This window comes from Bacillus sp. FSL K6-0268, assembly GCF_038005425.1.
Classification (GTDB): Bacteria; Bacillota; Bacilli; order Bacillales; family Bacillaceae_G; genus Bacillus_A; species Bacillus_A thuringiensis_S.
Genome location: NZ_JBBOTF010000001.1, coordinates 1,284,763 through 1,301,889 on the forward strand (window position 1 = coordinate 1,284,763; position 17,127 = coordinate 1,301,889).

Consider the following 17,127-nt stretch of genomic DNA (forward strand, 5'->3'; position numbering starts at 1 on the left):
ACTTATCACTCCTGCGACTGCGAGTCTATCTAATGAAAGACTTCGTATCTTACTCTAGTTTTAAAGTAATTTAGCCATACAACGTATGGTTGCATGGCTAAATTATATATTTCTTTTTATCTGTCTTATTGTAGACCGAAATTACGAGAAAGATCTTCGTCATGTCTAGCAACAGCTTCTGCAGTTTTATTAAGCTGCATATTAATTTCTTGTAATAGCTGCGCGAAGTTTTGTACTTTTGGCTTTAATTGATTGAACTGTTGGTCAAAACCTTCAAAAGCACGACCTTCCCATTCTCCTCTTAATTCATTTTGTAAGTTTTGTAGTTGACGTAAAATGTCCTCAATTTGATTTGCACCTTGTCCATATCGAGTCGCTTTCGATTTAAGCTCCTCTGGTGACATACGAATTTGTCCTGCCATTATTAAATCCCCCTTAAAATTTAAAAATAGTAAAATTAACCAATAATCAATTCTACAAATTGATTATATCAATAATTTAAAAATTTCTAAACAAAAAAATGATATTTTTCCAAAATTTATCTTTTACTATAATAACGATATATTGTATAATAATAATTTATCTGTTTTTAAGCATACTCTATAAATCTACTAAAAAATAAAGGCAAACCATCTATTTTATATATTTATAAGGACTTATTCACTTTAAATTTCAGCGATAAAGTAGCCACTAAATCATTATTTTCTCCCATTGAGACTATAATACTCACTTCAAAGTCATAATTACCTGCCTTTCAACAAACCCAAACTCTTCGTACATCTCTTTTGCAAAATTCCCAGCAAATACATTCAACCGAATTTCTGAATACTTCTCCTTTAATTCCTTAATACCAGCTTCCATCAGTTCTCGCGATAATCCTCTCCCGCGATATTTTGGGAAAACGTACAATTCATATATAAATCCAAGTTTTTCACGAGAAAAATAGTCTGTATTTTCCCCTATTAATATCCATCCCATTACTTTATTTGCTTCTTTAATGATTAAATAATATGCTCCTTTTTCTACAATCGGCTTTGTAATTTTAATCGCTTTCTCGGTACTTAATTGACAATTCCCTCTCGTCCCTTCAAAAAGCGATTGAGCCGCATATTTTAATATTTCATTGGTATCTTCTTGATTCGCCTTAATTATCATTTTTCACAACTCCCCTTGAATAATAGGCATTACTATCCCTTGTTCAAGATTCTCTGCTTCCATAACAATTGCCGTTAATCCTTGTTCTGTACTTGTTTCATGAAGCTCTCCCTTCTCCCAAAACACAGCTTGTCCCGCCTCTACCTTTATCTTTTCTTTATTTGCCCCACATACATATCCTGCTCCGTCCACAATAAGAAGCAGTTGAGATACAACTGCTTCATGATTACCGATGATTCCATTCTCGTGTAAATGCATAGCACCGATATGTACATTTCCTTGATGGTTTACTATTTTCGACATGATGAAATTAGATTGAAATACTGATAAGTGCTTTCCTACTTTTTCACTAAAATCAAAAGTTTTCATTACTAGTCCTCCTTATACGTATAAAACCATCCTTACTGTCTGCATCATATGTCCTTCAAAGTCTTCTTCAAATTGCTCTAATTCAGCAAAACCTTTCGCTTCATAAAAGCGTTTTCCTTTTTCATTTGCAGCTTCTACATGTATGTACAATTTCCGTATCCCATTTAATGCCTTAATCCCTCTTTGTAATAAAGCACTTCCGATCCCTTTTCCTTGCTGATCTGGTAACAAATAAATTGCCCCTAATTCTGCTTCGTTTTGTAGTCTAACAGGTGAAAAGTTCGCAAATCCTATTACTTCACCCTCTTCTTCCGCAACGAATAAATGTGTATTTTTAAGGCGATATTTCATTTTTTCATCAGAATATGCCTCGTCTAAAAAACTATCTTGAATCTCTCTCGGAATAATGCCTTCATATGTATCATGCCAAGCTATTTTCGCTACTGATTGTACAGCCTGAATATCTTCTTGCTTCATTTCTCTAATTACATATGTCATCTCGATGTCTCCATTCTCTTTAAATTATATTCTGCTAATATACTAGAAGAAACGGCAGAACCATTTTCATAATTGACCTTAATTAATTTTAACTTTTCAATCGAAGCTGTTGTAACATCAAAATTCTCATATATATACTCCATCGCACTTAAAAAATGAGTTGAATTCAAATGATTCGCAATCGTACAATGCGGAACCCATTTTCCTGGTACATAATATGAATTTGAATTATCATGAAAAGTTTTGAAATGATCATGATAAAAATGATGAAGTCTCAATAAATCATCGGTAACAGTCGGCGCTAGAAAAACCGTACCGTTAGTAGGAAAAGTTCCAACAGAAGGAAAAGTGACTGCAGACATGTTTTCTTGAATAGCTACAAATTCCTTTAATTTTTCAATATACAAATTAACATCTAACTCATTATAATCCGCAATCGTTATATGAGGTTCTACTCCAGCTAATTGATTTGTTCCAATTACATTTGTTAATTTATTTTGTAATTCTGTAATTTTATTAGTAAACACACGATCAAATGTAGCTATGATAGCGTACAATCTTTCTCACCCCTTCGTTACACATAGCGCTTCCCATTCTTCACGAATCATGCCCATTCGAATAGAATCATAGTATGTTCCGTTATAATAACGACACTTTCGCATTCTACCTTCTAAGCTCATTCCTATTTTCTCTGCTACTTTCATCATTCGTTCATTGCCAGACCAAGTCGTGATTCCTACTCTACCAATCTCCATTTTTTCAAATAGCAAATCTCTATATAATGTCAATACTTCCGTACCGTAACCACCATTCCAGTATGTTGGGTCATAAATCACAAGCCCCATCTCTAACCAACGCGACGGTTTATATTCCCAATAAAACCCGACTGTCCCAATGATTTGACCGTTATTTTCTATAATTAAATTTGACAGTGGTTCTTCTTTTAAACGAGTTTGCATCTTCTCTTTATAGGAAGAGTATTCTTGCATTGAGAACGGGAAATATGGCGCATCCCATTTCTTCCATTCTGGGCTTTCTTCTTTAAATATGATATTCCATAATGTTTTTATATCTGATTCTTCTATTGTACGAATTGTAACTTTCTTCCCCTTTAATACAACGTTTTGCATAATTCCCTCCTGCATTTCTCTTTATTTCATATATAATTATAATATTTTTTCAGAAAAATCAAAACTAATATCATATATTATATTGTATAATTTTGTTATTAGATACCAATTATTGATTTAGAAAGCTGGTGATTCAGTGAATAATTGATTTAGTATTACTTTATTTCTCACTATTATTACGACAAATATTATTCTATATTTCTTCTTACCATCAAATATTGTTACGAAATGGGACTTCAATGGAACGCCTACATCAACAATGGATAAAAGCACTTTTGTAATCGTAAATATAATTATATGTTCCTTCTTATTCTTTGTATTTTTAGCTTTATCTAAAGCAGCGAGTAACCAGAAATTTCTCCATTGGATCGGCAACACAATGTTACTATTCTTATTTTTTGTCGATATTGTCATTGCCCTCATCGCTCTTGGCTTTTCACTTCCTCTTGATCATTTCATATTTTTAGCATTAGGGCTTTTATTTATATTAATAGGTTATTTCAGTTCCAAAATTGATACGACTAAATCAACCGTTTCATTAGAATGGAATGATAAGCACCTTGAAAAAAGAGCTTCAAATATTAGTAGTATTTCAATGATGATAGCAGGTATTTTTTTAGCGATACTTCCTTTTATCGTTTCTGCTCCCTATAGAGGTTATGCTATACTAGCAATTCTTTTAGGAATGACGCTTATCATTCTGCCGAGTACGATTTATTTACTTATTAAAGACAGCAAGCAATCTACTCCTTTAAAAAAATAGGAGGTTATATCCCTCCTATTTCAGCTTAATGTTTTATTTTTCACTTTTTCTATCTCAACTAAAATCCCTTTCTCTATCCAACCCTCTACGCCACCTTTTTTAATTAAATCATATCCTGAACAGCTATCATCAATGAGAGAAACGATATCTCCTTTTCTAACGCTTATTTGCGCACAAGAAATATCAGTTTTCACTGTATATTCACCTGACTCAAGTTGTTTCATATATTCATTTTTTACAGTGAGCACATTATTTGTTTCCTTTTGCTTACATATTGTGTAATCTTGCATCTTCTCGATAGGCTCTATGTAATAATACGGATATGTCACTCCGCCCTGCATTTCTGAATTCGCATTAAAATCCGCTATTACTTCATACTCTGGAAAATAGTCTACATATGTATAAGAAAACGTATCACTTGTTGGTTTCCTCTGAATAATAAATACATTTAATTGTCCTGCTTCTTTAATTGCATTTCCTCCATCAATTGCAATAATTTTTTTCTCCTTATCAATAACTGGATTGTTAGACGGTGCTTCTTCTGCATAGTTCACGACAGGCCAATGACCAACTATTACATACTTATTTGCTTTATGTGATTTATTAAAAAACTCTGGCATTGCTATCGCATTTTTGCGCTCTGTTTCTTTCCAATCTACTCTATCTTCTAGCCCGGCATGCACAAAAATATAATCTTCTGTTTCAATCGCTGTCGGCAACTCCGTTAGCCAATGTATTTCTTGTGAAAATTCACTTAGCAATGCTTCTCTCACTTCACGAATTGAAGTGCCTTCATGAACTGAAAAATCCAATTGCTCTAGCCATTCATTAAAAATCGAATGCTTTCTCGTACATAAATAATTAATAAGACGAGGATTTTCATTTAGAAGAGCATCAACTAAAACTTCACAATTCCCTTCAACAACGTGAACATTTGAATTGTTCTTTACAAGATTCATAACGTAGTTTACTACGCCTACGCTATCTCGTCCTTTCTCGCAAAGATCTCCATTAATAATTAAATAATCTTCATCTTTAAAGTTAACTTTATGTAGTGCTTCTTTTAAAAGATTTAATTCTCCATGAATATCAGATATGACGATAACTCTAGCATCATTAGGGATTGATAGTTTCTTTATTTTCTTCAAGTATAAGCGCTCCAATCATTCTCTTTATTAAATTAAAACAATTCGACAAAATACACTATATAACTTTTTCAAATACATATACCATAACTTACAACCTATTTACCGTTCAATAATAACTTAATAAATAAGAAGAAGCTGTTCCCAACTTTTGCGGGACAGCTTCTTCTTATTATTTATAATTCTTTATGAAAAGAATAACTCACTTTATCATACCCTTCTCTTTCATAAAAACGATGAGCATCAATTCTTGGAAATGCTGATGTGAGGACGATAGATTCACATCCGTTTTCCTTTCCCCAGTTCTCTATATACGAAAGTAATACATTTCCATGTCCTTTTGAACGATGTGCGTCTGCTGTTACAAGGTCATATACGAAAACGTGCTTCTTATTATAAAAGTTCGTACAAATCGCTACACCTGCAAGGCTAACAACTTCATCCTCCTCATTACGCAGCGAAAATAGTTTATAATTTTCTTCTTTCATATTTCGAAATAAAGTGCCTGTTTCCTCTTTTGAAAGTTTCGTTCTTAATTGCTGTAAAACAGGTAATACTTCATGTAATTGCTCTTCTGTTACTACTTCTTTAACATTCATTTTTAACTCTCCCCTAACTATTTATATAATTTTCTAAATGTTATATCATTATTATAGGAAGCAACTGCCCTTTACTTAAGTGGCAGTTTAAGAATTTTTTATAAGGCCAGTTTTAAAGGAGAGTTTTATATGGATTTTACTATCCCATTGCAATTACAAAGTAACACACCTATTTACTTGCAAATTTACGAATATATAAAAGCTGAAATTATACAAGGGCGTATTTCTGTTGGCACACGTCTACCCTCACACAGAAATTTAGCATCACAACTTAATATTAGCCGCATTACTGTTGAATCAGCTTATCAACAATTATTAGCTGAAGGTTATGTAGAAAGTAAACCGAAACGTGGTATTTTTGTAGCAAATTTCGATATTGACGTTATCCCAAATAAAAAACGAAATGCAGCAATGAAGACGAGCAATTTAATAGACGAAAAATTCGAATATGATTGTAGCCAAGGGCTTATTGATCAAACTGCTTTTCCGATTACAAATTGGAAACGAGCATTACAAGAATCCATACTTAAATACGAAAATGCACTATTTTCCAAAGAAGATCCTCAAGGTGAATTCGCTCTTCGAGAGCATATATCAACATATTTATATCACTCTCGCGGTGTACATTCTTCACCTGATCAAATTATTATTGGTGCCGGAACGCAGCCACTTCTCTGGCTACTACTTCAACTGCTTGGCCCTACAAAAGAATACGGCATTGAAAACCCTGGATTTCACCGTATACACGCAATCATTAAAAGCTGTGATAGACAAATCCATCCCATACCATTGGATGAAAAAGGGATTAATATTTCTAGCTTATACAATACAAATGCCAATGTCGCATACGTTACACCATCACACCAATTTCCACTTGGGATTATTATGCCTTTACCTAGAAGATTAGAATTGTTAAAGTGGGCTAATGATTGCAATGGATACATTATTGAAGATGACTATGACGGAGAGTTTCGCTACGCTGGTAAGCCGATTCCTTCTTTACAAAGTCTTGATTCAAATGAACGCGTTATTTATATGGGGACTTTCTCAAAATCTTTTTTACCTTCTTTACGAATGGGATATGTTGTTTTACCACCACATCTTTTAAAAATATATCAAGAACTGCATGGAATTTTTAAACAAACAGTGGCTACAATACAACAACTTGCTTTTGCTAACTTTATACAAAGCGGGAATTGGGAACGTCACCTTAATCGGAGTCGTACACTATATAAAAGAAAACATCATGCGTTAGTAAAATCCATTATGAAAGAAATGGGGGCTAATGTTCAAATTCTTGGCGAACAGTCCGGACTTCATATTGTATTATGTGTACATAACAGTATGAATGAAAATGAACTGATTGAATCCGCTAAAAAACAAAGCGTTAAATTATACCCACTTTCTCCATATGATTTCATGAATGATTTACGCAAGGAATCATATGTATTACTCGGTTTTGGTAGTATTCCGGAAAATAAAATTGAGACGTTGGCTACATTATTGAAAGACGCTTGGTTCCCTAGTTGCAAGGAAACTTGTTAACAGTGGGTTTAACTTGTAACATACTAACAATTCAACAAAATAAAAAAGAAGGTTGTTCCAAAATAACTTTTTGGACAGCCTTCTTCTAGTTACTCACCTGACCTAGCTTTCCTTCCCGGACGTTTCACACCAGTCGTTTCTGTTGAATAGGAAGCTTCAATTATAGCGGTTGGATCTACAGAGAGAACGAGATCTTTCATTTTCGGATAAATGAATCGGTTTGTAATGCAATAAATGATTCTCTTATGCTCCCCTAAAAAACCACCTTCTCCATGTAGATACGTAACAGATAGTTGCAATTCTTTCATAAGTAAATCGCCTATTTCTTTATTCTTACCAGAAATAATCATAACGCTCTTACCTTGATTAATACCATCTAATATAAAATCAATCATCTTCGTAACAATATAGAAAATTGCTAATGAGAACATCGCTTGTTCGATTGAAAATAAAATTGCAACAAAGATGAAAATAACTGCATTTACTGCAAGTAAAAATGTACTAATTGGTACATTAAAGTGTTTATTCATCCAAACTGCTAACATTTCCGAACCGTCAATTGCTCCACCCATTTTAACAACAATCCCAACACCAATTCCGAACAGCACTCCACCATAAAGTACAATTAATAACTCAGAAGTCGTAATTGCTGGAAATGGTTTTAAATAAATTAATCCGAGTGTTGTAACTACATTCGCATAAGATGTACGGATAAAAAATTTCTTTCCCATTACTTTTGCAGTAAATAATAAAATTGGGATATTAATTCCTAAGAAAACGCCATAAAGCGGCAATCCTGCAACTTTATTTGCCATAATAGCAATAGCCGTTACCCCGCCATCTACTAATCCATTAGGTGCTAAAATAAGCTCTAATGAACCTGCTACTATAATTGAGCCAATTGTTAATAATACGTATTCAAATACTTTCTTCATTCATTACCCCCAAAGCTTATATATTTTCTTAGTATTATTTTAACGTAATTTTTCTGCTAAGACAAAGATATCAGTTTATATACACAAAAGTTTCACCTTTATCGCTATTTTTATGTAACACATTTAGCGCGTAATACTAGAAACACACTTACCAATTAAAAGTAAGTGTGTTTTTAACATCTATTTAATCTTTACGTACGGCTTCATTTTTAATTCAAGTATTTCCTCAACTGCCCTTTGATATCCACCAGCATTTCTAAGCGACTCTCCCACTTTACGACTATTTTCCTTAAACGTCACATCATCCATTACTTTCTTTACAGTCTCACATAACAATTCAGAAGTTAACTCGTTACGATTAAGTCTTATGCCTGCCCCTACTTCAGTCAATCGTTTTGCAACGAATGGCTGATCTCCTGTTACCGGAATTACAACTAATGGAACACCGTAATATAACGCTTCACTCGAACTATTCATACCACCATGTGTCACGAATACATCAGCATGCTGTAAAACTTCTAATTGCGGGACATAATTATACAACTTAAAGTTTTTCGGGATATTTTCAAATTGACTTATATTTATCTTCTTACCAACGACTAATACGACTGTCGCATCTACATCTTTAAACGCTTCAAAACACTTTTCATACAGAGCAGGTTGCTCATTAAAAACTGTTCCCATAGAAATGAAAATTACTTTTTCATTTTTTAAATCTTCAGTAGGAAAACTCCCCACTTCTTTTCGAGTAGCAATTGATGGACCTACAAATTTATACGATTCATCAAATACATCTGAACGCGGCTGATATTCTTTTGAAGTATATACAATCGTAATATCACCAGGATGGTTCATAATATCATACATACTATTACATTTCATTCCATACTGCTTATTCCATCTTTCCATTCCCGCTAAACAAGATTGATATAATGGATTCATTTCATCTACTTGTCTCGATTCTTGCCCATCATGAAAATTAATGTACTGATTAACAGCAAACGTTGTACAAGATGAAACGCTTGGTAATTGTAAAATATTCGCTATAATACGTCCTACTGGAAAATGATTATCATATATTAAATAATCGTATTTTTCCTCTTTTGTTTCCTCTACAATTTGAGTAACAATACGCTCTGATGCTTCAATCATATGAGATAGCATCGTCAAAGGGCTCCCACCTTCATTTACTCGTTCCATAATATTAATTTGAGAGAGAAAATTCTCAAACACTCGGAATTCCGCACCTGTTGCTTCAACCTTCTTTCTATAATCTTCAATACAATAAGAAACAACTGTTTCCCCTCGCTGAATTAACTCACTTACAATAGCTAAAGTCGGATTAATATGACCTTCCCCAGGGAAATTTATTACGAGTACATTTGCCATAATATTCTCTCCTATCCATTTAATATAATAAAATTAACAATTAATTATATTAATTAATTTAAATCTATTATAAATGAATGCATTCTACTTCTTCATGCTTTTCTCTTCATTTTATTATTGAGAAATATTTTCAATAGTCTACATTATTCTGATTCACAATCTTATAAACGAATGCTTAATTCTACTTTTACTCTTCATAGCTTTAAAGATACGAGCTTTACATTCAAATACTATCACTCTGTTTTTTTTGACAATTCACACAAAAATGGAGAAATATAATATTTTTAATAAGTTCTCACTATAAATGTAACTATGATTTCAATTTTTTATCTTTATCCCCATAACACATCACCTGTTATATAATAAATTTATAGAATTTACAGAAAAAGAGGTCTTTTCATGTTACAACAACTATTCAATTCACCTATTCTATCCGTTCAAGCCTTGCACCCAGGTTATGAAGATCATGCAAGTGATGTTTTTCTCGTTCAAACAGAAGATACAGAAGTTATCGTTCGTGCTTCTAAAATGAATGAAGAACCAAATAATGATTTTTGGTGGGGATGTAAAAATTTATTTGGAATTGATCCAAGGAACGTCCATCATTTAGAAACGGTACATACATTGTTGCAAGAACATACGAATCTTCCTATCCCAACAATATTAGAAAAACATGTTTTAAATGGCCGTGAATTTGTGGTGGTTGAAAAGTTAGTAGGTAACACAGTTCAATCTTTTATCGAGCAACCAGATTCTATTTTATTCAGCCTAGGAAAAGGACTTGCAGAAATACATAAATTTAAAGCCGATTTCATAGGAAATCCGTCAGGCACGTTCCAAGTTCCACTAGATGAATTCCAATCACATATTTTAAACGTAAGTAAAGAGCTTGTGAATATGTTTTATTCTGATGATGAAAGCATACAAAATGCATTCCCTACCTTTGAATCACAACTTTCTTCCCTGTCCGTACCAAAGGAATCTACACTCGTCTTAATTGATATGGATCCTACTCAATTTTTATCTGACGGTACAACTATTACGGGTTTAGTAGATACTGAAGCTTACGCTGTTGCTCCGCGAGAGCTTGATTTTATCGGACTAGAATATGTACTTACCGAAAAAGAAGCACATGCCTTTCAAAGTGGTTACGAAACAATTATGTCTATTCCTCACTTAGAAGAATATAGACAGCCTTATCGTTATTTATACCGACTGTTATCTGTGCAAGGTAATGTGGAATTAAAGAAATGGTTAAGTCACCCATCCTATTTTTAAATACGAATGAGAGGGATTATACAATGGATATTCGGAAAAAGCGTTCTGTAACAGAAAGTGAAATACAGCAAATGAAGGATTTGGCTTATATTTGTGGGCAACAAGACAACCTTGATTACTCTTCAGATTTACATATCAACTTTTTAAAAAATCGAAATGAAGATTATATAAACGATTTTCTTCTTTATAACAGCACTCAATTAATTGGCGCTTTAAATATGTATGATTTTGAAAGACCAACAAAGCTTGAACTAATAGGCTTTGTACATCCTCATTTTAGAAAACAACGTTTCGGAACTATCCTTTTACAAACTGCAATGAAAGAAATACAAAATAGAGAGACAGATGAAGCTCTTCTTATTATCAATGGGGATTCTATTTCTGGGAATGAATTTGTAAAACATATGAAGTTACCATATTTATATAGTGAATATAGTATGGAGTTCAAGACAAACGAACTTCAAAAAACAACAGATAATAATATACAGCTTACTCTTGCAACTTCAGAATCACTTCTTGATCTTATTGAAATTTCTAGTAAAGCTTTTGGTGATTCAGTAGAAAATACGGCTACATGGTTACAAAAAATGATGACTTCACCTTCTCATAAAGTTTACAGTGCTCTTGTCGATAAAAAAATGATAGGAACGATTACAGTTACTGAGCAAGATCATTCTACTATATTATCAGGATTCGCTGTCCACCCTTCCTATCAAGGTAAAGGCTACGGTAAAGCTATTTTAAACTATATGACACATAAGCTCTTCACAAATGGTTCTACAACAATTGAATTACAAGTTGAAACAAAGAATAACAATGCTTTGAAGCTTTATACACAATGCGGTTTTGAAATTATGATGAAGCATGATTATTATAATTTAATGAATAGCAAGGAGAATATTTATGTCTAAAAAACTTATTTATTCTAATTATGATATTTTCGCATCTATTTATAATAAACATTGGGGACATTTTTCTGAACACTCCTATCCAGCTTTTGAACAACTCGTTTTACAATATGCACAACCACGTTCTCATATTTTAGATCTTTGTTGCGGGACTGGTCATCTTACTAGGAAACTACTTGATCATAATTTTGTAGTAACTGGTATAGATGGTTCTACTCAAATGATTGAGTATGCACGTAAAAATGCGCCAGATGCAACCTTTATCGTCGATGACGCTCGCTATTTCAATATAAATGAGCAATTCCACTACGTCATCTCTGCCGGTGATAGTTTAAACCATATTATGAATTTAGATGAACTAAAAAGTGTGTTTCAGAAAGTTTACTCCGTATTACATAACGAGGGTATATTCGCATTTGATATGAATATGGAAAAAGGATTTCTTAAAAACTGGATTGCTTCGTTTCATATTTCAGAGAAAGAATATGTTTGTACGATTGATTCTACATATAATAATGAAAATAAAAAAGCAGAAATGAACTTTATACTATTTCACCATGACATAGATAATAATTGGACAAGAAGTGACTTTTCTTTTGAAGAAGCTTGTTATTCCAATGAAGAAATAATTTCTTCATTGGAATCTGTAGGTTTTAAGAACATTCAATTCCACGGTACAAATAGAGCATTTTTCACTTGCCAAAAATAAAAAAACTGAATCGAAATGATTCAGTTTTTTCTTAATATATTTACAACTGCAGTTGTTTCGTCATTTTCTTTATAGACACGCGGAATTCTTCTATCTAGCATACATGTAACTTCATAGTTTATTGTACCTAACATATCCGCTATTTCTTCTACTGCGATATTTTCTTCACCTTGTTTACCGTAGAATACTACTTCGTCTCCTACTTGTACTGGCATCGCTTTTGAAACATCCAGCATTAACTGATCCATACAAACACGGCCGATAACAGGTACTCGAATCCCGTTAATTAACGCATAGCCTTTATTAGATAATTGACGATTATAACCATCAGCATAACCAATTGGTACAGTCGCAATCCATTCTTCACCAGTTGTTACATACGTATTCCCATAACTTACACCGCGATTCTTCTTCGCATGTTTAATATGAGCTACTTTTGATTTTAACGACAACGCAGGCTGTAAAGAAACGATTGTATGATCCACTTCTTTTGACGGATACATACCGTATACTCCTATTCCAACGCGTACCATATTTTGAAATGTGTTACTTAATTCCATTGATCCTGCACTATTTGAACTATGAATATATGGTATTTGAATTCCTAATTCTCTCGCTGTATTAACAGCTTTTTCAAATAAACTTGTTTGCATATTCGTATATGATTTATCGATTTCATCTGCCGTAGAGTAATGCGTAAATATCCCTACTACCTCTACATACTCCATACGGTTTAATTCTTCTAAAAATGGTTTAACCTCTTCTTCTTGTAAACCGATACGACTCATTCCTGTATCAATTTTCACTTGAATTTGTACTTTCTTTTGAAGACGGTTTGCAATTTCATTTATACCATGTAAATCTTCTACTCTATAAACAGTCATCATAACGTCATATTGAATTACATCTTCTACAGCCGCAACTGGTGTGTATCCTAAAATTAAAATCGGCACAGTAATTCCTGCTTCTCTTAATTCTATCGCTTCATCTACAAATGCAACTGCAAGTTGATTTATTCCTGCTTCAATTGCAGCTTTGGCAACTTCAACTGCCCCATGGCCATACCCATTCGCTTTTACAGCAGCCATCATCTTAATTTTTTCATCATTTACATGTTTTTTAAATTCGTTTACATTATGTTTTACAGCATTTAAGTCAATTTCTACAATTGTATCTCTTCCATATTTCAAACTCATTGGTCTAACTCCTAACTCAATAATTGCATTCCATTCTATTTCACGTTTCATATGACCTTTTACAATATAATACTTTTCATTATGCTAGTCAAACTACTAGAATTTTCGGAATTTTGAGTATGATATAATATCCTCAAGAAACTATTATATACGGAGACGAGGAGAATTACAATGTTTGTTCAATCTGCATTACATCAACTAAAAGTTGCTATTGATACTTCTATTGATATGCTTAACCAATATAGTGAAAACGATTTAAAAATACAACCGATTCACTCAAAACGATCATTATTTGAAATGTATGCACATCTTTCTCTTATTTGTCATGCTGATTTACTCATTTTAAATGGTATTTCAGAAAAAGAATTACATACCTTTTATATAGAACATACGCCCGTAACAGTTGCTCACATGCAACAAACGATGATTGAAGGATACAACCTTCTCTCTAAAACATTTCTTTCCTACTCCCAAATAGAATTAGCAGAAGTTATGACTGCCTATTGGGGGATTTCTTATTCGCGCTTTGAATGGTTACTTGAAATCGTTGCACACTTTTATCATCATCGTGGACAAATTCATATTTTATTATGCGAGCATATGAAAGATCCTCGCATTCCTTTATTTGAGTGATTTTCCACTCATTCATTAATTATAAATAGAGAAGCTACAAAACCAATAAAAAGTATCATTCCTAATAAAATAAATGTTTGAGCATAACCTCCTATTTTCATAAGATAAATAGAAATGATAGGCCCTATACTAGTACCTAAAAATAAAATAAAAGTATAAATAGATACCGCTATTCCCCTTGCTTTCCCTCCTAATTGACCTACAAGAGAAACTAAAGACGGAACGGATATAGCAATACCTATTACAAAACAGACACTCATCATTACAAGTAGAAATAGATACGAAACAAAGCCCATTGAACTTAGACTAAAAATAGCAATCAACAATCCTCCTTGAAGAACTTTCCTTATTTCAAACCTCTTTGTTAAACGACCTGCAAGTGGTGACAGCAACATACCAAACAGCCCTGCTAAGCGAAAATAAAGGATTTGTTCCGCAGTTAAATTGTAAGTAGGAGAGCTCAAATAATTCCCTAAAACAGTATACATATTAACAAAAGCCATTAATAAAACGAATGCAATTATATAGCTTAATACTAAGCTTTTATTTGTAAAAACTTTACCCATCTGTTTAATTGGTCCCAAAATATCAGTATAGGATTGAGACGTCTCTCCTTTCGGAAGAGAATAATAAACCCATATAGCAGTACTTATATAGACAATGCTAAGAAGAAAGAAAACCATATGCCATCCAAAATGCTGACTAACAGCAGTACTTATTACCTGCCCTACAATTCCAGCTACTAAAAAACCGGTACTAACAAACCCTATTGTTGTAACCCTTTTTTCTACTGGGAACATTTCTACAACGTAGGCTAACGCTACTGGAGAAAATGTAGCTGCGGCTATCCCCTGTATACCTCTAAAAATAACAAGCCAAAATAAACTATCTACAAACCCTAAGCAAAAAGAAACTATCGACAGTGCAAGCAATCCAATAAAAATCACTTTTTTTCGTCCATATTTATCAGAGATTGCCCCAAATAACAAACACCCTATAGCAAAGCCAACAGAAAATATACTTCCTGTAGCTGCCGAGTGTGTTAATGACGTATTAAAAATGTTTGAAAATAGAGAGATTAAAGGTATTGTTACATATAGGCTAGACATAACTACCATACCCGACCAACATAATACAGCTGTCATTATTGTATAATTCTTTTCACTATTTACTTCCTTTCCTATTTCCATCATAAACTCTCTCCCTTATTACCATTTATTTTTATTAGTTTAAAACCTCTAAATCACTAAAATAGCATTCCTTTAACTCTTATTTATTTTAATTACATAGCAAAAATTATCACCGTACAAAAAGTTAGTTAAACATATAATAAGACAAGCTAATTATATGTCCAAATAAATAAGTTGATCTTCATAATCAACTTATTTACCTACCTTCTCCTAATTTCACCTGCATAGTTGCTTGCATTTTATTTAATAGCTTTTCTAAAACTTGACGCTCTTCTTGATTAAAGCCATCAACTAACGAAGCGCAAGATAACCAAAAAGTTGGTAAAGAATGTGTAACTAGTTCTTTTCCTTTCGGAGTAATTTTCACCTTTAATCTTCTTCGATCTTTAGAATGGTGGAATCTTACGATTAACTCTCGTTTCTCCATCCAATCTAATAAGCCAGTGACAGAAGCACGTGTAATCCCTAATCGACTCGCAATATCCGAAGGACTCATGTTCACTTCTTCCCCATTCGCTTCCATTTCACGCAAAATAAACAATAGTAAAAAATCTAATTTACTCTCTGAAATACCAAGTGGAGCTAAATCTACGTCAACAGCATCAAGAACATTATCAGACGTCCATAACATTAACAAACCAAGTTTTGCTGCGATTGGATCCGTTTCCGCTGATGCTGTCTTTTTGATTAACTCTGCGTACGGCTCAATCCCTAAAGGAAGAGAATCTTTTCTTGAATCCATTCATCTTCACTCTCCTTTCTCGTTAAATAATTAGCTTACCTAATTACTTTCTCATTATACTCATATTTTTCCTTTTATCGCAAGCACATTGTTGAACAAAAAAATCCTATTATTAAAACAGGATTTTTCACACTGACTAGCTATCAGTTTTAAATAATGCGTAACTTCTTTAAGGCATAAGAAATTCCGCCTTCACTCGCCTTCGTTGTAACGAAATCAGCCCTTCTCTTCAACTCCTCTCCACCATTTCCCATCGCAACTCCTAATCCTACATACTGAAACATCTCAATATCATTTCCACCATCACCAAAAGCAATGGCTTCTGATTTACTAATATTTAAATGTTCCAATACTTTTTGAATTGCAGTTAGCTTCGATACTTTACTATCTTCCAATACATTTATAACGTAACCATGAAAACGGTCAAACGTAAGTGCTGGATATCTTTCAATGAATTTTTGAGCTTCTGCTTCATCGGCATACAGACATATGCAATACATCTCATCTGACAAGTTTTTAACTTTGTCAGGATACCGCTCTAAATTTAAAGTTTCATTTAACGCTCGTATGACACGTTCATCTTTGGAGGCAATATCATTCATTGCAAATTCTTCTGTAAAGTAAGAAACACTGTGACCATCTATTATATATAAAACTTTAATTTCTTAAAACTGCACAAAATGGCTATATTACGCAGTTTTGTACTACATCTAATTTTATAAATGGCAACATATTTCTGGTCATTTGTGACCAAATTCGTTACCGAAATAATTCAAAATTAAACTAATAAAAAATAAAAGAGCACAGCGTGTATAAAGAGTGCGTCAACACCCTTTATACCGTCCGCCTACACCAACTAGGCAAACACTTGCTGTAACTCTTTATGTACTTTATTTTACCGTACGTAAGGGTTCTTCCGCAACAGTTTGCTTACATTTTGTGG

General features: G+C 33.1%; 19 protein-coding genes and 1 pseudogene. 6 read left to right on the top strand and 14 right to left on the bottom strand.

Annotated elements, in window-relative coordinates; translation table 11 throughout:
* Positions 1-125: 125 nt before the first annotated feature.
* The 6 genes from MHI28_RS06350 to MHI28_RS06375 all read right to left on the bottom strand — a co-directional run bounded on the left by MHI28_RS06350 (position 126) and on the right by MHI28_RS06375 (position 3,152).
* A complete protein-coding gene (locus tag MHI28_RS06350; protein WP_000918601.1) occupies positions 126-422 on the bottom strand; it encodes a WXG100 family type VII secretion target in 297 nt (98 codons plus the stop codon).
* A gap of 304 nt (positions 423-726) precedes the next feature.
* Positions 727-1,155 carry a GNAT family N-acetyltransferase gene (locus MHI28_RS06355; RefSeq protein WP_000584243.1) on the bottom strand — a complete coding sequence of 143 codons (429 nt, stop codon included), beginning with the start codon at positions 1,153-1,155 and terminating at the stop codon, positions 727-729.
* A gap of 3 nt (positions 1,156-1,158) precedes the next feature.
* The gene (locus MHI28_RS06360; protein WP_000846432.1) at positions 1,159-1,524 is read right to left on the bottom strand and encodes a hypothetical protein; all 366 of its coding nucleotides are present in this window, start codon (positions 1,522-1,524) and stop codon (positions 1,159-1,161) included.
* A 12-nt stretch (positions 1,525-1,536) separates the two neighbouring features.
* The gene (locus tag MHI28_RS06365) at positions 1,537-2,022 is read right to left on the bottom strand and encodes a GNAT family N-acetyltransferase (protein ID WP_000222835.1); all 486 of its coding nucleotides are present in this window, start codon (positions 2,020-2,022) and stop codon (positions 1,537-1,539) included.
* Positions 2,019-2,579, bottom strand: coding sequence for a 2'-5' RNA ligase family protein (locus MHI28_RS06370; RefSeq protein ID WP_000270897.1), 561 nt, complete (start codon positions 2,577-2,579; stop codon positions 2,019-2,021). The genes MHI28_RS06365 and MHI28_RS06370 overlap by 4 nt, the downstream gene beginning before the upstream one ends.
* 6 nt (positions 2,580-2,585) lie before the next feature.
* Positions 2,586-3,152, bottom strand: a complete 567-nt coding sequence (locus tag MHI28_RS06375; RefSeq protein WP_001181853.1) for a GNAT family N-acetyltransferase — start codon at positions 3,150-3,152, stop codon at positions 2,586-2,588.
* A gap of 154 nt (positions 3,153-3,306) precedes the next feature.
* Here MHI28_RS06375 and MHI28_RS06380 point away from each other — a divergent pair, with 154 nt between their 5' ends.
* Entirely contained in the window at positions 3,307-3,915 is a 609-nt protein-coding gene (locus MHI28_RS06380) for a DUF1648 domain-containing protein (RefSeq protein ID WP_232299575.1), read from the top strand.
* Between the two features lie 20 nt (positions 3,916-3,935).
* Here MHI28_RS06380 and MHI28_RS06385 read toward each other — a convergent pair whose 3' ends face one another.
* Together MHI28_RS06385 and MHI28_RS06390 are read right to left on the bottom strand one after the other, a co-directional pair.
* Positions 3,936-5,063 carry a metallophosphoesterase gene (locus tag MHI28_RS06385; RefSeq protein WP_000721392.1) on the bottom strand — a complete coding sequence of 376 codons (1,128 nt, stop codon included), beginning with the start codon at positions 5,061-5,063 and terminating at the stop codon, positions 3,936-3,938.
* 173 nt (positions 5,064-5,236) lie between these two features.
* The gene (locus MHI28_RS06390; protein ID WP_001101114.1) at positions 5,237-5,659 is read right to left on the bottom strand and encodes a GNAT family N-acetyltransferase; all 423 of its coding nucleotides are present in this window, start codon (positions 5,657-5,659) and stop codon (positions 5,237-5,239) included.
* 129 nt (positions 5,660-5,788) lie between these two features.
* On the opposite strand from MHI28_RS06390, the gene pdxR reads away from it, so the two are divergent.
* On the top strand, positions 5,789-7,204 hold the full coding sequence (pdxR, locus tag MHI28_RS06395; RefSeq protein ID WP_086412938.1) for a MocR-like pyridoxine biosynthesis transcription factor PdxR: 1,416 nt from the start codon (positions 5,789-5,791) through the stop codon (positions 7,202-7,204).
* Between the two features lie 89 nt (positions 7,205-7,293).
* Here the strand turns inward: pdxR and MHI28_RS06400 are convergent, their stop codons facing one another.
* On the bottom strand, positions 7,294-8,139 hold the full coding sequence (locus tag MHI28_RS06400) for a YitT family protein (protein WP_000755126.1): 846 nt from the start codon (positions 8,137-8,139) through the stop codon (positions 7,294-7,296).
* Between the two features lie 180 nt (positions 8,140-8,319).
* Positions 8,320-9,528 carry a macrolide family glycosyltransferase gene (locus MHI28_RS06405; protein WP_000024469.1) on the bottom strand — a complete coding sequence of 403 codons (1,209 nt, stop codon included), beginning with the start codon at positions 9,526-9,528 and terminating at the stop codon, positions 8,320-8,322.
* Positions 9,529-9,927: 399 nt separating this feature from the next.
* On the opposite strand from MHI28_RS06405, the gene MHI28_RS06410 reads away from it, so the two are divergent.
* Genes MHI28_RS06410 through MHI28_RS06420 form a run of 3 tightly spaced genes read left to right on the top strand, consistent with a single transcriptional unit; the run spans position 9,928 to position 12,423 of the window.
* Positions 9,928-10,806: a nitrate reductase gene (locus MHI28_RS06410; RefSeq protein WP_000941370.1), complete on the top strand. Its 879-nt coding sequence runs from the start codon at positions 9,928-9,930 to the stop codon at positions 10,804-10,806.
* A 23-nt stretch (positions 10,807-10,829) separates the two neighbouring features.
* Complete coding sequence (locus tag MHI28_RS06415; protein ID WP_340827698.1) at positions 10,830-11,717, top strand: GNAT family N-acetyltransferase; 888 nt, start codon at positions 10,830-10,832, stop codon at positions 11,715-11,717.
* Positions 11,710-12,423, top strand: a complete 714-nt coding sequence (locus MHI28_RS06420) for a class I SAM-dependent methyltransferase (protein WP_000038499.1) — start codon at positions 11,710-11,712, stop codon at positions 12,421-12,423. Before MHI28_RS06415 ends, MHI28_RS06420 begins: the two co-directional genes overlap by 8 nt.
* A gap of 20 nt (positions 12,424-12,443) precedes the next feature.
* Here MHI28_RS06420 and alr read toward each other — a convergent pair whose 3' ends face one another.
* The gene (gene alr, locus MHI28_RS06425; RefSeq protein ID WP_014895227.1) at positions 12,444-13,619 is read right to left on the bottom strand and encodes an alanine racemase; all 1,176 of its coding nucleotides are present in this window, start codon (positions 13,617-13,619) and stop codon (positions 12,444-12,446) included.
* A 171-nt stretch (positions 13,620-13,790) separates the two neighbouring features.
* Here alr and MHI28_RS06430 point away from each other — a divergent pair, with 171 nt between their 5' ends.
* Positions 13,791-14,252 carry a DinB family protein gene (locus MHI28_RS06430; RefSeq protein WP_000497993.1) on the top strand — a complete coding sequence of 154 codons (462 nt, stop codon included), beginning with the start codon at positions 13,791-13,793 and terminating at the stop codon, positions 14,250-14,252.
* A gap of 8 nt (positions 14,253-14,260) precedes the next feature.
* Here the strand turns inward: MHI28_RS06430 and MHI28_RS06435 are convergent, their stop codons facing one another.
* From MHI28_RS06435 to MHI28_RS06445, 3 genes and pseudogenes are all read right to left on the bottom strand, one after another.
* Positions 14,261-15,442: an MFS transporter gene (locus MHI28_RS06435; RefSeq protein ID WP_033668968.1), complete on the bottom strand. Its 1,182-nt coding sequence runs from the start codon at positions 15,440-15,442 to the stop codon at positions 14,261-14,263.
* Positions 15,443-15,638: 196 nt separating this feature from the next.
* Positions 15,639-16,184 carry a MarR family winged helix-turn-helix transcriptional regulator gene (locus MHI28_RS06440; RefSeq protein WP_000378334.1) on the bottom strand — a complete coding sequence of 182 codons (546 nt, stop codon included), beginning with the start codon at positions 16,182-16,184 and terminating at the stop codon, positions 15,639-15,641.
* A gap of 149 nt (positions 16,185-16,333) precedes the next feature.
* Positions 16,334-16,828 (bottom strand): annotated as a pseudogene (locus MHI28_RS06445) (HAD-IIB family hydrolase); the annotation flags it as partial.
* Between the last annotated feature and the right edge of the window lie 299 nt (positions 16,829-17,127).

What these genes read in the sequence shown, in the direction of transcription:
- MHI28_RS06350 (WP_000918601.1), bottom strand. Translation starts at nt 422, where the DNA reads ATGGCAGGACAAATTCGTATGTCACCAGAGGAGCTTAAATCGAAAGCG.
- MHI28_RS06355 (WP_000584243.1), bottom strand. Translation starts at nt 1,155, where the DNA reads ATGATAATTAAGGCGAATCAAGAAGATACCAATGAAATATTAAAATAT.
- MHI28_RS06360 (WP_000846432.1), bottom strand. Translation starts at nt 1,524, where the DNA reads ATGAAAACTTTTGATTTTAGTGAAAAAGTAGGAAAGCACTTATCAGTA.
- MHI28_RS06365 (WP_000222835.1), bottom strand. Translation starts at nt 2,022, where the DNA reads ATGACATATGTAATTAGAGAAATGAAGCAAGAAGATATTCAGGCTGTA.
- MHI28_RS06375 (WP_001181853.1), bottom strand. Translation starts at nt 3,152, where the DNA reads ATGCAAAACGTTGTATTAAAGGGGAAGAAAGTTACAATTCGTACAATA.
- MHI28_RS06390 (WP_001101114.1), bottom strand. Translation starts at nt 5,659, where the DNA reads ATGAATGTTAAAGAAGTAGTAACAGAAGAGCAATTACATGAAGTATTA.
- pdxR (WP_086412938.1), top strand. Translation starts at nt 5,789, where the DNA reads ATGGATTTTACTATCCCATTGCAATTACAAAGTAACACACCTATTTAC.
- MHI28_RS06400 (WP_000755126.1), bottom strand. Translation starts at nt 8,139, where the DNA reads ATGAAGAAAGTATTTGAATACGTATTATTAACAATTGGCTCAATTATA.
- MHI28_RS06405 (WP_000024469.1), bottom strand. Translation starts at nt 9,528, where the DNA reads ATGGCAAATGTACTCGTAATAAATTTCCCTGGGGAAGGTCATATTAAT.
- MHI28_RS06410 (WP_000941370.1), top strand. Translation starts at nt 9,928, where the DNA reads ATGTTACAACAACTATTCAATTCACCTATTCTATCCGTTCAAGCCTTG.
- MHI28_RS06415 (WP_340827698.1), top strand. Translation starts at nt 10,830, where the DNA reads ATGGATATTCGGAAAAAGCGTTCTGTAACAGAAAGTGAAATACAGCAA.
- MHI28_RS06420 (WP_000038499.1), top strand. Translation starts at nt 11,710, where the DNA reads ATGTCTAAAAAACTTATTTATTCTAATTATGATATTTTCGCATCTATT.
- alr (WP_014895227.1), bottom strand. Translation starts at nt 13,619, where the DNA reads ATGAGTTTGAAATATGGAAGAGATACAATTGTAGAAATTGACTTAAAT.
- MHI28_RS06430 (WP_000497993.1), top strand. Translation starts at nt 13,791, where the DNA reads ATGTTTGTTCAATCTGCATTACATCAACTAAAAGTTGCTATTGATACT.
- MHI28_RS06435 (WP_033668968.1), bottom strand. Translation starts at nt 15,442, where the DNA reads ATGGAAATAGGAAAGGAAGTAAATAGTGAAAAGAATTATACAATAATG.
- MHI28_RS06440 (WP_000378334.1), bottom strand. Translation starts at nt 16,184, where the DNA reads ATGGATTCAAGAAAAGATTCTCTTCCTTTAGGGATTGAGCCGTACGCA.